At 74.6% G+C, this 16,129-nt stretch carries 8 protein-coding genes; 2 read left to right on the plus strand and 6 right to left on the minus strand.

Annotated elements, in window-relative coordinates:
- Positions 1–35: 35 nt before the first annotated feature.
- On the plus strand, positions 36–7,673 hold the full coding sequence (locus tag ACZ434_RS10940) for an SDR family NAD(P)-dependent oxidoreductase (RefSeq protein ID WP_468454067.1): 7,638 nt from the start codon (positions 36–38) through the stop codon (positions 7,671–7,673).
- Positions 7,674–7,793: 120 nt separating this feature from the next.
- Here ACZ434_RS10940 and ACZ434_RS10945 read toward each other — a convergent pair whose 3' ends face one another.
- Complete coding sequence (locus ACZ434_RS10945) at positions 7,794–8,165, minus strand: PIN domain-containing protein (RefSeq protein WP_468454069.1); 372 nt, start codon at positions 8,163–8,165, stop codon at positions 7,794–7,796.
- A 67-nt stretch (positions 8,166–8,232) separates the two neighbouring features.
- On the opposite strand from ACZ434_RS10945, the gene ACZ434_RS10950 reads away from it, so the two are divergent.
- A complete protein-coding gene (locus tag ACZ434_RS10950) occupies positions 8,233–9,249 on the plus strand; it encodes a PLL family lectin (RefSeq protein ID WP_468454071.1) in 1,017 nt (338 codons plus the stop codon).
- An 81-nt stretch (positions 9,250–9,330) separates the two neighbouring features.
- On the opposite strand, the gene ACZ434_RS10955 is transcribed toward ACZ434_RS10950, so the two are convergent.
- From ACZ434_RS10955 to ACZ434_RS10975, 5 genes are all read right to left on the minus strand, one after another.
- Positions 9,331–11,460: a 3-hydroxyacyl-CoA dehydrogenase NAD-binding domain-containing protein gene (locus tag ACZ434_RS10955; protein ID WP_468454073.1), complete on the minus strand. Its 2,130-nt coding sequence runs from the start codon at positions 11,458–11,460 to the stop codon at positions 9,331–9,333.
- A complete protein-coding gene (locus ACZ434_RS10960; RefSeq protein ID WP_468454075.1) occupies positions 11,457–12,674 on the minus strand; it encodes a thiolase family protein in 1,218 nt (405 codons plus the stop codon). The genes ACZ434_RS10955 and ACZ434_RS10960 overlap by 4 nt, the downstream gene beginning before the upstream one ends.
- A gap of 305 nt (positions 12,675–12,979) precedes the next feature.
- Positions 12,980–14,260 (minus strand): HRDC domain-containing protein, encoded by a 1,281-nt coding sequence (locus ACZ434_RS10965; RefSeq protein ID WP_468454078.1) that lies wholly within the window; start codon positions 14,258–14,260, stop codon positions 12,980–12,982.
- A gap of 167 nt (positions 14,261–14,427) precedes the next feature.
- Positions 14,428–15,090 (minus strand): helix-turn-helix transcriptional regulator, encoded by a 663-nt coding sequence (locus ACZ434_RS10970; RefSeq protein WP_004923664.1) that lies wholly within the window; start codon positions 15,088–15,090, stop codon positions 14,428–14,430.
- Between the two features lie 268 nt (positions 15,091–15,358).
- On the minus strand, positions 15,359–15,988 hold the full coding sequence (locus tag ACZ434_RS10975) for a DUF3000 domain-containing protein (RefSeq protein WP_468454080.1): 630 nt from the start codon (positions 15,986–15,988) through the stop codon (positions 15,359–15,361).
- Positions 15,989–16,129 lie beyond the last annotated feature (141 nt).

Here is a 16,129-nt window from a genome sequence, read left to right on the forward strand (position 1 = left end):
ATCTGCAATCGGCGGAAAAGGCGGGGGACTTGACGATGCAGCAGCACGAACGGGCCGTAGCTGTGGTCGGCGTGGGGTGCCGGCTCCCCGGAGGCGTCACGGACCTGGACGGACTGTGGTCCGTGCTGCGCGACGGACGCGACGTCGTCGGCGAGATGCCCGCCGACCGGCTGCCCCGGGACCGGACGGTCGACCCGGGGACCGTGCGGCCCGGCCGCAGCTACACCGCCGCCGGTGGATTCCTCGACGACGTCGCCTCGTTCGACGCCGCCTACTTCGGCATGTCCCCCGCGGAGGCCCGGCACATCGACCCGCAGCAGCGGCTGCTGCTGGAGATGACCGCCGAGGCGCTCGACGACGCGGCCCTCCCCGCCGCGTCACTGGCCGGCTCGGACACCTGCGTGTACGTGGGCGTCTCCGACCCCGGCTACGGCGTGAACCTGTCGATGATGCAGGACCACACGAGCCCGCACACCATGCCCGGCGCCACCCTGTCCATCACGGCCAACCGGATGTCGTACGCCTTCGACCTGCGCGGACCGAGCATGGCCGTCGACACGGCGTGCTCCTCCGCCCTGGTCGCCCTGGACCGGGCGTGCCGCACCCTGCGCGAGGGATCGAGCCGCGTCGCCCTCGTCGGCGGCGTCAACGTGCTCTCCAACCCCTACTCCTTCGCCGGCTTCTCCTACGCGAACATGCTGTCGCGGCGCGGGCGTTGCGCGGCGTTCTCCGCCGACGCCGACGGATTCGTCCGCGCGGAGGGCGGCGCGGTGCTCGTCCTCAAGCGCCTCACCGACGCGGTGGCGGACGGCGACCGCGTCCACGCCGTACTGGCCGCCACCGGCAACAACACCGACGGCCGCAGCACCGGCATGATCGTGCCCAGCGCCGAGACCCAGGAGGCGCTGCTGCACGCGGTCTACGCGGAGGCCGGGATCGCGGCCGACGACCTGGTCTACGTCGAGGCCCACGGGACCGGCACCCAGGTCGGCGACCCGGCGGAGGCCGAGGCCATCGGCCGGGCCCTGGGCCGCAGCCGCACCGTGGGGTCGCTGCCGATCGGCTCGGTGAAGTCGAACGTCGGCCACCTGGAGCCCGCCTCCGGAATGGCCGGCCTGCTCAAGGCGATCCTGGTGCTGCGCCACGGCCTGGTACCAGCGTCCCTGCACGCCCTTCCCCTCAACCCGCGCATCGACTTCGACGGCCTGGGACTCGCCCCCGCCGTCGGCCCCGTACCCGTGGAGGTGGGGGAGCGGTCCGCCGTCGGGGTGAGCGCCTTCGGCTTCGGCGGGGCCAACGCCCACGCCGTCCTCACCCCGCCCCCGGCCGCCGCACCGCCGTCCGGCACCGGCCCGGTACCGGACGGGCGCCCGCTGCCCCTGGTCGTCTCCGCACGCTCCGCCAAGGCCCTCAGGGAGATGACCGCCCGCATGACGGAGCGGCTGCGGGCGGCCGGACCCGGGGAGTTCTACGACCTGGCCCACACCGCCACCGTGCGACGCACCGCGCACCCGCACCGCGCCGCCGTCCTGGCCGCCGATCCCCGGGACGCCGCCCGCCAGCTGGAGCTGCTGACGGCCGCGGAGCCCGCCCGCGGAGCCACCGTACGCGCCGGTGAACGGGCCGGGACCGCGTTCGTGTACTCCGGCAACGCCTCCCAGTGGCCGGGCATGGCCGCCGATCTGCTGACGGGCGAACCGGCCTTCCGCCGGGCCGTCGAGGAGGCCGACGCGGCCCTCGCCCCCCACCTGGGCTGGTCGGTGACCAAGGAACTGGCCCACCCCTCCCCGCGGAAGTGGCAGCGCACCGAGATCGCCCAACCGGCGCTGTTCGCCGTACAGGTGGGCCTGACCGCGCTGCTCGCCTCCCACGGAGTGCGCCCCCGGGCGGTGGCCGGACACAGCGTCGGCGAGGTCGCCGCCGCCCTCACCGCCGGGGCCCTCACCCTGGAACAGGCCGCACGGGTGATCGCCGAACGCAGCCGCACCCAGGGCGCCACGGCCGGCCGGGGCCGGATGGCCGCCGTCGGCCTGCCCGAGGCACAGGCCCGCGAGGAACTGCTCCGCCACGACGGCGCCCTGGAGATCGCGGGCATCAACAGCGAGAGCGACGTCACCGTCGCCGGGGACGCCGACGCACTCGCCGCCTGGGGCGCCGAACTGACCGGCCGCGGCGTCTTCTTCCGCGAACTGGACCTCGACTACGCCTTCCACAGCCGGGCCATGGACCCCCTCGCGGAACCCCTGCTCGACGCCCTCGCCGGACTCCGGCCCGCCCCGGCCCGCATCCCGTTCGTCTCCACCGTCACCGGCACCGAGCTGGCCGGTCCCGAACTCGACGCCCGGTACTGGTGGCGCAACGTCCGCGAGCCCGTCCGGTTCGCCGAGGCCACCGCCCGCCTCACCGCCGGACACGCCGGCGTCCTGGTCGAGATCGGGCCCCACCCGGTGCTGCGCCCCTACCTGCGCCGCACGGGCGCCACCTGCGTCGCCACCCTGCACCGCGACGGCGACGGTCCCCGCGAGACCGCGGCGGCGGTCCCCGCCGCCCTCGCCGCCGACACCGCCACCGACTGGCGCCACCACTTCCCCCGCCCCGGCCGGGTGGTCGGCCTGCCCGCCTACGCGTGGCAGCACGAACGGCACTGGCACGGCACCGCCCAGGACCGGGTCGCGGGCACCAGCGGCAACGGCCTGCTGGACCATCCGCTGGTGGGCGAGCGGATGCCCGCCCCGCACCCCGTGTGGCACGGCACCGTCGAACCGCAGCTGGTGCCCTGGCTGGGCGACCACCGGATCGGGGACGACGTCCTCATGCCGGCCGCCGCCTACGTGGAGATGGCCCTGAGCGCGGGCCGGCGGGCCCTGGACCGTCCGGTCGAGGTGCGGCACCTGGAGATCGGCCGCCCGCTGTCGGTGCCGTGGCCGGACCCCACGCCGGTCGCCCTGCAGACCGCGGTCACCCCCGACGACGGCGCCGTGACCATCAGCGTGCGCGAGGAACACGGCGGGGAGTGCCTGCCCGTGGTACGCGCCCAGGTCCGCACCCTGCTCGGCACGGCACCGGCGCCCCTCGACGTCGACGCGGTCCGGGCCCGCTGCGACCGCCGCGTCGACGGCCCGGACTTCTACCGTACGTGCCGGGCGATCGGGCTCGACTGCGGGCCGGCCTTCCAGCTGATCGACCGCATCGACGCCGGCGACGGCGAAGTGCTGGTCCGCTACCGGCTGGAGCACGCCGCCGACGCCTACACCGCCCACCCGGTCCTGATCGACGCGCCGCTGCAGGCCACCGTGGCCCTCGCCGGCGAGGAGGCGGAGAACGCCGCGTTCCTGCCGACCGTGTTCGCCGCCGTACGGGTGTGGCGCACCCCCGCGCCCACCGGGATCGTGCACCTGCGCCGCCGCAGCCGCAGCGCCAACGAGATGTGCTGGGACATCACCTACGCCGACCCGGACGGCACGGTCACCGCCGAGATCGACGGCTGCCGCACCCGCCGCGGCCACCTGACCCGGCGCACCCCGCTGACCGTCCAGCGCACCGTGCTCCGGGCCGCCCCCCACCCGGCGTCCCCCGCGCCGCCCTCGCCGCTGCCGCCGCCCACCGAGGTGGCGCGCGCGGCGGGCCCGCGGATCGCCGCCGCCCGTGCCGCCCTGGAGGACAGCGGCCACACGCGGTTCACCGCCGCCGCCGGACGGGCGGGCGCCCACTGCTGGGCGGAGACGCTGCGGGGTCTACTCACCGATCCGGCCGCCCCGTTCGCGATGGGCGACCTGGTGGCCGGAGGCATGCAGCCCCGGCACCGGCGGGCGGCGCGGCTGATGCTGCCGCTGCTGGCCGAACACGGCCTCGCCCGTCCGTCCGGGGAGACCTGGCGGCTGACCGGGGCGGAGATCCTCGCCGCGACGCACCTGCGCGCCCTGGTGGAGGACCACCCCGCGTTCGGCGCCGAGACCCTGCTCCTCAACCGGTACCTGCGCCGGCTCCCCGACCTGGTGCGCGGACGCGCCGACGCCCGCGAACTCCTGCCGGCCGGGGACAGCGTGTACGAGCAGCTCCACGAGACCGGCCCGGCCCACCGCTTCGCCCACCGCACCATGCAGGCGCTGCTCGGCGACATCGTCGCCCGCTGGCCCGGGGACCGTCCGCTGCGCGTCCTGGAATTCGGCGCGACCACCACGGCCCTGACGGCCGCCGCCCTCCCCGTACTGCCGGCCGACCGGACCCGCTACACCTTCGCCGCCACCACCGGCGGCGGGCTCGCCCGCGCCGAACACCGCTTCGCCGCGTACGACTTCGTCGACCACCGCACCGTGGACCCGGACGCCGACCCGATCGGCCAGGGCCTGCCGCGCGGCGGATTCGACCTCGTCCTCGCGGGCGACGCCCTGCACGCCACCACCGACCTCGCCGCCACCCTGCGCGGGCTGCACACCGTGCTGGCCCCCGGCGGACACCTGCTGGCGACCGAACCGCACCACGCCCTGCTCCAGGCCCTGCTCTCCGGCACGCTGAACGACTTCTGGGAGCGCGCCGACCACACCCTGCGCCCGGCCTCCCGCATCCTCCCCCGCGACCAGTGGACCCCACTGTTGCACCGGTGCGGCTTCCCCACCGTGGCCCAGACCGGCCCGGACGACCGCTCCGTCCTCCTCGCGGCGACGGACCACGGTCCGGTGCCGAGCGGTGAGCCTGCCACGGGGGCGGTTCATGATGCGGCCGACGGTCCGCCGGTGGACGGTGGGTCCTCCGCCGGGGCGGGCCGGGTTCCTGCGGTTTCCGGTGGGCTCCGCGCTGCGGTGGACGACGGCGCGGCGGACCCGGGCGAGCTGCCCGTCGCGGCGGACGGTCCGCCGGTGGACGGTGGGTCCTCCGCCGGGGCGGGCCGGACGTCCGCGGTCCCGGCCGGGCTGACTCCCGAGGCCCGTCACGGCCGTGCGGCCGGCGACGGAGCGCGGCGAGAGGCGGCCCGTGCCCCGTGGGTGATCGCGGTCGAGGACGACACCGAGACGCCGACCGCTCGGGCGCTGGCCGCCCGCCTCGGCGGGGCGGCCGTCGTGGTCGCGCCCGACGACGCCACCGGCTGGCGCGCGGCGCTGCCCGCGGACCGCGCCCCGCACGTCGTCCTGCTGCTCGCCGAACCCGGCCCGCACGGCACCGTCGTCACGCGCACCACCCGCCGCGCGGCGCTCCTGCGCTCGCTGGCCACCGCCTGCGACGACCTGACGGGGAACGGCAGCCCCGAGGTATGGCTCGTCACCCGCCCGACCGGTCTCCTCCCGGCCCCGGAGCAGCCGTCCCACCCGGTCGACGCCGCCGTGTGGGCGGCCTGCCGCAGCCTCGCCAACGAGCGCCCCGACCTCCGCCTGCGACGCCTGTCGTGCCACCGCACCGGCGACCCCGGCACCGACGCCGGCCGCCTGGCCGGGGAACTCCTCGCCCCCGGCGGCGACCCGGACGGCCAGGAGGACGAGATCGTCCTGACCGCCGGGGGACGGTTCGTGCCCCGGCACGTGGAGCACCCGGCGGACGAACCGGCCCCGGTCCCCGCCGGCACGCCGTACATCCTCGAGGCCCGCGACCCCGGTCTGCGCCGGCGGCTGATCTGGCGGCAGACGGACCTCCCCGAACCCGGTCCGGACGAGGTGGCCCTGGAGATGCGGGCCGTGGCCCTCAACTACCGCGACCCCATGCGCGCCAACGGTCTGCTGCCGCCCGAGGCGGTGGAGAACAGCCCGCTCGGCCGCGGACTGGGCACCGACGGAGCCGGCATCGTGCGCGCGGTGGGAGCCGCCGTACGCGACCTGAAACCCGGAGACCGGGTCTGCGGCCTGGTGCCCGCCGCCCTCGCCTCCCACGCGACGACCCCCGCCGCCGCCGTCGTCCGCATCCCGGACGGGCTGGGCTTCACGGAGGCGGCGACCTACCCCGTCGCCTTCCTGACCGTCCACCGCACCCTGGTCGACCAGGCCCGCCTCGCACCCGGGGAGACCGTGCTGGTGCACGGCGGTGCCGGGGCGGTGGGCCTGGCCGTCCTGCAGTGCGCCCGCCGCCAGGGCGCCCGCGTCATCGCCACCGCGGGCACGGAGACCAAACGGGACCTGCTGCGCACGCTCGGCGCCGAGCACGTGCTCGACTCGCGCGGCCTGGACTTCGTCCCCCGGGTGCGCGAGCTGACCGGCGGCCGCGGTGTGGACGTCGTGGTGAACTCCCTCAGCGGCGAGGCCATCGCCCGGGGCCTCGATCTGCTGTGCCCGAACGGCCGCTTCGTCGAGCTCGGGAAGCGGGACATCTTCCTCAACAACCCCCTCACTCTCCGCCCGTTCGACCGCAGCCTCAGCTTCATCGGCTTCAACCTGGACGCCGTCGTGGAGTCCCCGGAACTCCGCGGCCGTCTGCTCGGGGACTTCGAGGCCGAGGCCCGCTCCGGCACCTACCGGCCCCTGCCCCACACGGTCTACCCCGCGGCCCGGGTCGAGGAGGCCTTCCACCTCCTCCAGCACTCCCGGCACACCGGCAAGGTCGTCGTGACCTTCGACCCGCTGGACGAGCCCGTCCCCGTGGAACCCGCGCCCGGCTCCCGCCGCCTCGACGGCGCGGGCACCTACCTGATCACCGGCGGGCTGAGCGGACTGGGCGCGGCCACCGCCCGCCTGCTGGCCGACCGCGGGGCCCGGCACCTGGCCCTGCTGTCCCGCGGCGGTCCCGACGCCCCGGAGGCGCCCGCCCTGCTCCGGGAACTGACCGACCGCGGCGTACGCGCCACCGCGTACGCCGCCGACGTCACCGACGAAGCCGCGCTGCGCCGGGTCCTCGACGCGGTGGACGCCACCGGCCACCCCCTGCGCGGTGTGGTGCACGCGGCGATGCACATGGACGACGCGGTCCTGGTCGACCTCACCGACGACCGGTTCGCCGCCGTACTGGCCCCCAAGGCGCAGGGTGCGGCCCTGCTGGACCGCCTCACCGCCGACGGCGACCTGGACCTGTTCCTGACCTACTCCTCCGTCTCCGCCGGTATCGGCAACCCCGGACAGGCCGCCTACGCGGCGGCCAACGCCTACCTGGAGGCCCTCACCCGGGCCCGGCGCGCCGCCGGCCGGGCGGGTACGGCACTGGCCTGGGGCCCGATCGGCGAAACCGGCTACGTCGCCCGCAGCGGCATGGCGGCCGCGATGTCCGGACGCGGTCTGGAACTGCTCACCCCCGCCGAGGTCCTGACCACCGCCGACCGTCTCCTGGCCGCCGGCACCGACGTCGCCGGAGCGGGCCGCTACCGCTGGGGGACCGCACGTCATCTGCTGCCCGCCCTGGCCACCCCCCGCTTCGCCCCGCTGGCCCCGGCGTCCTCCGCGGCCTCCCCGGACGCCCGCGACGAACTCCTCGGCACGCTGGCGGACCTCCCGCCCGAGGAGGCGGTCGCGAGGATCACCGACACGATCACCCAGCTCCTCGCCGGTGTCCTGCAGACCGCCCCGGCCGACCTCGACCCCACGCTCAACGTCACCGACTTCGGGCTGGACTCCCTGCTGGGCATGCAGTTCCTGGTCCAGGCGAGGGACCTCTTCGGCATCCGCCTCGGACCCGCCGACCTGGCCACCGGACGCACCCTGGCCCACTTCGCACGCCTCATCCACCAGCGCCTGGACCCGGCCGCCGGCCGACAGGAGTAGCCGCGAGGCCGACGGCTCACCGCGCCGCCGCCCCCGTCGGCGGGCCGGCTGGGCGGGGGCGCACGGGGCGTGCCCGCCCGGGGCGTTCACCGGGCGGTGGGCCGTCCCGTTCCCCGGGACTCAGCGGGGCACGGACCGCGGGCCGGTGACCTCCGCGCCCAGGGCGGTCACCCTGCGGCGCAGTTCCCGGTCGGCGGTGACGACCAGGACCGGGCGGCCGTCCGCCGCGGCGACCAGCGCGACCATGTGGTCGTCACCGCTGCCCGGCGCGGACTCCACCCGGACCCCCGGCACCGGCTCCACCCCGCGTGCGGCACCCTCGACGACCAGCACGATCTCCACCGGCCCGGCACGGCCCGGCAGGCCGTCCCGGGCCAGCCGGTCGCGCAGGCGCTCCGCTGCGCCCCGGCGGTCCCGCCACCATCCGTCGGGCACCGACCCGACGACATTCGCGGCGTCGACGATCACGAGCAGGGCGGCGGTGTCGTTCATACGGCCAGCGTCCCACGAGGGGCCGCCCCGCCCGCGCCCCTGGAACAGCTGTGCGTAAGGTGAGGTGGTGAACGGCGACTGGCTCCTCCGCGGCCGCGACGGCCGCCTCACCGTCTACCTGCCGTCGGACGACGCCCTCCTGTGCCGCGCGGAACTCGCCCCCGGCGGCCCCTGGGAAGCACCCCGCAGGATCGGCGGCGACCAGACACTGCGTCCGGGACCGGCCGTCGGCCAGGGCGCCGACGGCTACGCCCACCTGGTCGCCTGGCGGCCCACGGCGAAGGGCGAGTCGGGGCTGGTGCACTCCACCCACTTCCGTCCCCGGCTCGCCCCGCTGGACTGGAGCCCGCTCGGCCACCCCGACAAGAAGGGCGACCGCACCGGCACCCCGGCCGTCGCCGTCGACGACCGGGGGCGCGCGCATGTCTTCGTCCGCGACGGGAGCGGCGGCGTCGGCATGGTCGCGCAGAAGGAGAAGGGCGGCTGGGACCCCTGGACGGACCTCGGCGGAGAGGACGTCCACGAGCAGCTCACCGCCGTCACCGGGGAGTCGGGACGCATCGAGCTGTACGCGGCCGCCCCGGACGGCATCCTGCACTGGCGTCAGGAGGCGCCCGGCGAGCCGCCCGGGCAGGCGGAGGGCATCGACGTCCGGGCACGGCCCGGCACCCTGCGCGCCCTGGCCACCTCCGCCGGGCACACCACCCTCTTCTTCACCGACGAGCGCGGGGAGTTGTGCGCCTGGCGCCCCGGCGGCGCACCGGTACCGCTGGTCACGGCGGCCGGACCCGGCCCCGTCTCCGCCGTGCGCTGCGCGATAGAGGGCCACGACTGCACCGTGCTCGCCCAGCGTTCGGCGAGCGGCCGCGTCGCCTTCGCCGCCTACCCCACCGAACAGGAGCCGGCCGGGGCCTGGTGGACCGAGTCCGGCCCCCTACTGGCCCCGGGAGCGGCGGTCTCCGTCGCCCTCGACGAACACGGTGAGCTCGTCGCGGCCTCCCTCGCCCCGTCCTCCGGCACCCTCCTGCTCACCCGCCGCAAGGACGAGCCGGGCCTCGCCCTCCGCGCCTGGCAGGAGATCTGACGGCAGCCCACGTCAGCGGCACATGAGAAGAGGGCCCCCGCCATGTCGGCGGAGGCCCTCCTCACGTTTCCCGCGAGACCGTTACGCCGGCACGCTCGCCACGCCCGGCTCCAGGAACCGCTTGCCGTTGACCCGCTCGGAGACGCCCTCACGGTCCAGGTACGGCGTGATGCCGCCCAGGTGGAACGGCCAGCCGGCACCGGTGATCAGGCACAGGTCGATGTCCTGCGCCTCGGCGACGACGCCCTCGTCGAGCATGAGCCCGATCTCCTGCGCCACCGCGTCCAGCACCCGCTCCCGCACCTGCTCCTCGGTGAGGACGGTGTCGCCCTGCTCGAGCAGCGCGGCGACCTCGGGGTCGAGCTCCGGCTTGCCGCTGTCGTAGACGTAGAAGCCGCGCTTGCCCGCCTCGACGACCTTCTTGAGGTTCGGGGAGACCGTGAACCGCTCCGGGAACGCCCGGTTGAGGGTCTCGGAGACGTGCAGGCCGATCGCCGGACCGACCAGTTCCAGGAGGACCAGCGGCGACATCGGCAGACCGAGCGGCTCGATGGCCTTCTCGGCGACCTCGACCGGGGTGCCCTCGTCGATGACGTTCTGGATCTCGCCCATGAAGCGGGTCAGGATGCGGTTCACGACGAACGCCGGGGCGTCCTTGGTGAGCACCGCGGTCTTCTTCAGCTTCTTGGCGACGCCGAACGCCGTGGCCAGCGCCGCGTCGTCGGTCCGCTCGCCGCGCACGATCTCGAGCAGCGGGAGGATCGCGACCGGGTTGAAGAAGTGGAAGCCGACGACCCGCTCGGGGTGCTTCAGCTTCGACGCCATCTCGGAGACCGACAGCGAGGAGGTGTTGGTGGCGAGGATCGCGTGCGCCGGGGCGACCGCCTCGACCTCCGCGAACACCTTCTGCTTGACGCCCATCTCCTCGAAGACCGCTTCGATGATGAAATCGGCGTCGGCGAAGCCCTCGGCCTTGTCCAGGACACCGGACACCAGCGCCTTGAGGCGGTTGGCCTTGTCCTGGTTGACACGGCCCTTGCCGAGCAGCTTGTCGATCTCGGCGTGGACGTAGCCCACACCCTTGTCGACGCGCTCCTGGTCGATGTCGGTCAGCACGACCGGCACCTCCAGGCGGCGCAGGAACAGCAGCGCGAGCTGGGAGGCCATCAGACCGGCGCCGACGACACCGACCTTGGTGACCGGACGGGCCAGGCTCTTGTCCGGGGCGCCCGCGGGACGCTTGCCGCGCTTCTGCACCAGGTTGAACGCGTAGATGCCGGAGCGCAGTTCGCCGCCCATGATCAGGTCGGCGAGGGCCTGGTCCTCGGCGTCGTAGCCCTGCTGGAGGTCGCCGTTCTTGGCGGCGGCGATGATGTCCAGCGCGCGGTAGGCGGCCGGGGCGGCGCCGTGCACCTTGGAGTCGGCGATGAAACGGCCCTTGGCGACGGCCTGGTCCCAGGCCTCGCCGCGGTCGATGACCGGACGCTCGACGACGATCTCGCCCTTGAGGACGGCCGCGGTCCAGATCAGCGACTGCTCCAGGAAGTCCGCGCCCTCGAAGATCGCGTCCGCGATGCCGAGTTCGTGGACCTGCGCGCCCTTGAGCTGCTTGTTCTGGTTGAGGCTGTTCTCGATGATGACCGAGACGGCCCTGTCGGCGCCGATCAGGTTCGGCAGCAGGGTGCAGCCGCCCCAGCCGGGGACCAGACCGAGGAAGACCTCGGGGAGCGAGAAGGCGGGGAGGGCGGCCGACACCGTGCGGTAGCTGCAGTGCAGGCCGATCTCGACGCCACCGCCCATGGCGGCGCCGTTGTAGTACGCGAAGGTCGGCACGGCCAGCTTCGCCAGGCGCTTGAAGACGTCGTGGCCGCCCTTGCCGATGGCCAGCGCGTCCTCGTGCCGCTTCAGCAGCTCGACGCCCTTGAGGTCGGCGCCGACGGCGAAGATGAACGGCTTGCCGGTGACACCGACGCCGACGATCTCGCCGTCCGCGGCCTCCTTCTCGACCCGGTCGATCGCGGCGTCGATGTTCGCCAGCGACTGCGGGCCGAGCGTGGTCGGCTTGGTGTGGTCGTGACCGTTGTCGAGGGTGATCAGCGCGAAGCGCCCGGCCCCCAGCGGCAGGTCGAAGTGGCGTACGTGCGCGCTGGTGACGACCTCGCCGGGGAACAGCTCGGCCGCACCCTTCAGAAGCTCTGCGGTGGTGCTCACTTGTCTCCCTCGAAGTGCGGGTTCTCCCAGATGACCGTCGCGCCCATGCCGAAGCCGACGCACATGGTGGTGAGGCCGTAACGGACCTCGGGCTGCTCCTCGAACTGGCGGGCCAGCTGCGTCATCAGACGGACGCCGGAGGAGGCGAGCGGGTGACCGAACGCGATGGCGCCGCCGTACTGGTTGACGCGCGCGTCGTCGTCGGCGATGCCGTAGTGCTCCAGGAACGCGAGGACCTGGACGGCGAAGGCCTCGTTGATCTCGAACAGACCGATGTCGGAGATGGACAGCCCCGCCTGCGCGAGGGCCTTCTCCGTCGCCGGGATCGGACCGTAGCCCATGACCTCCGGCTCCACACCCGCGAAGGAGTAGGAGACCAGGCGCATCTTGACCGGCAGGCCGTTCTCGCGGGCGAAGTCCTCGGAGGCGATGAGGGAGGCGGTGGCGCCGTCGTTCAGACCGGCCGCGTTGCCGGCGGTGACCCGGCCGTGGACGCGGAACGGGGTCTTCAGACCGGCCAGGTTCTCCAGCGTGGTGCCCGGGCGCATCGGCTCGTCGGCGGTGACCAGGCCCCAGCCGGTCTCGCCGGCATCCTCGTTGGTGCGGCGCACCGAGACCGGCACCAGGTCGGCCTGGATCTTGCCGTTGGCGTACGCCTTGGCGGCCTTCTCCTGCGAGCGGACCGCGTACTCGTCGGCGCGCTGCTTGGTGATGGTCGGGTAGCGGTCGTGCAGGTTCTCCGCGGTCATGCCCATGAACAGGGCGGACTCGTCGACCAGCTTCTCGGAGACGAACCGCGGGTTGGGGTCGACGCCCTCGCCCATCGGGTGGCGGCCCATGTGCTCGACACCGCCCGCGATGGCGACGTCGTACGCGCCGAAGGCGACGGAGCCGGCGACCGTGGTGACGGCGGTCATGGCGCCGGCGCACATACGGTCGATGGAGTAGCCCGGGACCGAGGTGGGCAGGCCCGCGAGGATGCCGGCCGTGCGGCCGATGGTCAGGCCCTGGTCGCCGATCTGCGTGGTCGCGGCGACGGCGACCTCGTCGATCTTCTTCGGGTCGAGACCGGGGTTGCGGCGCAGCAGCTCCCGGATCGCCTTCACGACGAGGTCGTCGGCGCGGGTCTCGTGGTAGATGCCCTTCGGGCCCGCCTTGCCGAACGGGGTGCGGACGCCGTCGACGAAGACGACGTCCCTGACGGTACGAGGCACGATGGCTCTCCTCCAGGTACGGGATGCTGAGCGCTTGCTTACGCCATGCTACTTATGAGTAACGTGACTGCCCAGTCCCGTCGCCTGGAGCGGCGAACATCACACGATCGGCCGCGTAGGGCCAAGCCGATTCCGCCCCCGCCGCCCCTTCCCGTCCCGAACCTGGGGCTCCGCCCCAGACCCCGCTCCTCAAACGCCGGAGGGGCTGACTTCCAGCCCCTCCGGCGTTTGAGGAGCGGGGGTCCGGGGGCAGCGCCCCCGGGGACGGGAATGGGAAGGGGCGGCGGGGGCGGAACGGACTCCCGCTACACGGACAACGCGGCCACCAGCACCGGCGTGACCTGCTCGACCTGCCAGGCCCGCGCCCCGAGAGCAGCCAGCGCCCCCGCTACCGACTCCGCGCCGGCAGGCGAGGGCGGCTCCCAGCACACCCTCCGCACCGTGTCCGGCGCGATCAGGTTCTCCGCCGGCATCCCCAGCCGCTCGGCGAGCGCGTTCACCCCCGTCCGCGCGGCCGTCAGGCGTGCCGCGGCCTCCGGGTCCTTGTCGGCCCACGCGCGCGGCGGCGGGGGACCGGTCACCGGCTGGCCGGGCTGGGGCAGCTGTGACTCGCTCAGCGCCTTCGCCCGGTCGACGGCCGCCTGCCACTGCTCCAGCTGGCGCCGCCCCACCCGCTGCCCGAACCCGTTCAGCGCGCCCAGGGCGTGGTGGTTGGCCGGCATGGCGAGCGCGGCTTCGACGATGGCCGCGTCGGAGAGCACCTTGCCGGGGGAGACGTCCCGGCGCCGGGCGATCCGGTCCCGGGTCTGCCACAGTTCCCGGACGACGGCCATCTGCCGGCGCCGGCGGACCTTGTGCATGCCGGAGGTGCGCCGCCAGGGGTCCTTGCGGGGCTCCGGCGGGGGCGCCGAGGCGATCGCGGCGAACTCCTGCCGGGCCCAGTCGAGCTTGCCCTGCCGGTCGAGCTCCTTCTCCAGCGCGTCCCGCAGGTCGACCAGGAGTTCGACGTCGAGGGCGGCGTAGCGCAGCCAGGGCTCGGGCAGCGGGCGGGTGGACCAGTCGACGGCGGAGTGGCCCTTCTCCAGGACGAAGCCGAGCACGTTCTCGACCATCGCGCCGAGCCCGACCCGGGGGAACCCGGCCAGCCGGCCGGCCAGCTCGGTGTCGAACAGGAGGGTGGGCACCATGCCTATCTCGCGCAGACAGGGCAGATCCTGGGTGGCGGCGTGCAGCACCCACTCGACGCCGGACAGCGCCTCGCCCAGACCGGACAGGTCGGGACAGGCGACGGGGTCGATCAGGGCGGTGCCCGCGCCCTCGCGGCGCAGCTGGACGAGGTAGGCGCGCTGCCCGTAGCGGTAGCCGGAGGCGCGCTCGGCGTCGACGGCCACGGGCCCGCGGCCCGCGGCGAAGGCGGCGACCGCCTCGGCGAGGGCGGCCTCGTCCGCTATCACGGGAGGAATGCCCTCGCGCGGTTCCAGCAAGGGGATCGGCGCCTCCGTCGCAGAAGATCCGCCGTCGTCCGGAGGGGCGCCTCCGGTGGTTCGCAGTGAACTGTCTGCTGCGGTGTCGTGGGCGTCGGTCACCTGTCAAGGGTATCCGTACGAGCCGGTGCCTGACCTGCCCCTACGCGCGGGAGCGGGACCGACCGGCGAAAACAGGCCTCGGCGCACGGCCGGGACGCGGGCGCCCGTGAAGGCGCCCGCCGACAGGGGCGCCGGCGGGCGCGGGCAGCGTGCGAAAGGGTCGGTGGTCAGTGGATGATTCCGGTGCGCAGGGCCACCGCCACCATTCCGGCGCGGTCACCCGTGCCGAGCTTGCGGGCGATGCGGGCGAGGTGGCTCTTGACGGTCAGGGCGGACAGGCCCATCGAGACGCCGATCGCCTTGTTCGACTGGCCCTCCGCCACCAGCCGCAGCACCTCGACCTCGCGGCCGGACAGTTCGCGGTAACCGCCCGGGTGGCTCGGGGCACCCGGGGGGCGGCGGTGGAGACGGGCGGCGGCGGCGCCGATGGGGGCGGCACCGGGCCGGGTGGGGAGCCCGAGGTTGGTGCGGGTGCCGGTGACGACGTATCCCTTCACCCCGCCGGCCAGCGCGTTGCGCACGGCGCCGATGTCGTCGGCGGCGGACAGGGCGAGGCCGTTGGGCCAGCCCGCGGCGCGGGTCTCGGAGAGAAGGGTGAGGCCGGAGCCATCCGGCAGATGGACTTCGGCGACGCAGATGTCGCGGGGGTTGCCGATGCGGGGACGAGCCTCCGCGACGGACGAGGCCTCGATGACATCGCGCACACCGAGCGCCCACAGATGGCGGGTGACGGTGGAACGGACGCGCGGGTCGGCCACGACCACCATGGCGGTCGGCTTGTTCGGGCGGTAGGCGACCAGGCTTGCGGGCTGCTCGAGGAGAACGGACACCAGGCCTCCTGGGGTGCGGGACGGGGCCGGCTCGTGGGGGTGAAGCCGGGACGAACCGTGCTTTCAAGGTCACAGTCGTCTTCGGCAGCAAACCGGGAGTCCTTTAGGAAATGATCACGAAGTAGTGAGTAACAATCTGGGCAATTCGGACGCACGGTCGATCATTCGAAGATCGAACGGTTTCGGTCTGCGTCACAACGCTTCCGAAAGTGGCCGTATCGACAAAGAGATCGTCATCGAGGATTGCCGGGAGCCCGCAACGGGAAGCTCAGCGCGACTGCGGCCCCCTGCGCTGCGGCAGCGTCACCACCGACGCGTCCCCCGGAGCGGCCGGCGGCAGCCCCGCGACCTGCGCGAGCAGATCGCACCACGCGACCAGATGGGCCCCCGTGTCCGGCACCCCGCCCCGCCCCTCCCGGGGCGTCCAGGAGGCCCGGATCTCGATCTGCGAGGCGGCGGGCCGTGCCGACAGCCCGCCGAAGTAGTGGGAACTCGCCCGCGTCACCGTGCCGCTCGGCTCGCCGTACGCCAGCCCGCGCGCCGCCAGCGCGCCGGTCAGCCAGGACCAGCACACGTCCGGCAGCAGCGGATCCGCCGCCATCTCCGGCTCCAGCTCCGCGCGCACCAGCGTCACCAGGCGGAAGGCGCCCCGCCAGGCGTCGTGCCCGGCCGGATCGTGCAGCAGCACCAGCCGGCCGTCGGCCAGATCCTCCTCGCCGTCGATGACCGCGGCCTCCAGCGCGTACGCGAACGGGGCCAGCCGTTTCGGCGCGGGCGTCGGCTCCACCTCGATCTGCGGCCGCAGCCGGGCGCCGCGCAGCGCCTCGACCGCGGCCCGGAAGGGCGGCGGAGGCGCCCCCCCGTGCCCGGGGTCCCCGGCCCCCTTCGGTTCGTCCATTCCGCCAGCGCCGTCCGACAGTCGTCCCTGAGCCGCAGCCATGCGGGGAAGATTAAGCGGAACGGGCCCCCGGCGCAGGGAGGGACACCCGCACCGCCCGGGGGTGTCCGGAACCCGGCCGGCGTGCACCGCGTACCGGAC

The organism is Streptomyces sp. NPDC030893 (assembly GCF_055571535.1).

What these genes read in the sequence shown, in the direction of transcription:
- ACZ434_RS10975 (WP_468454080.1), bottom strand. Translation starts at nt 15,988, where the DNA reads ATGGACGAACCGAAGGGGGCCGGGGACCCCGGGCACGGGGGGGCGCCT.
- ACZ434_RS10945 (WP_468454069.1), bottom strand. Translation starts at nt 8,165, where the DNA reads ATGAACGACACCGCCGCCCTGCTCGTGATCGTCGACGCCGCGAATGTC.
- ACZ434_RS10940 (WP_468454067.1), top strand. Translation starts at nt 36, where the DNA reads ATGCAGCAGCACGAACGGGCCGTAGCTGTGGTCGGCGTGGGGTGCCGG.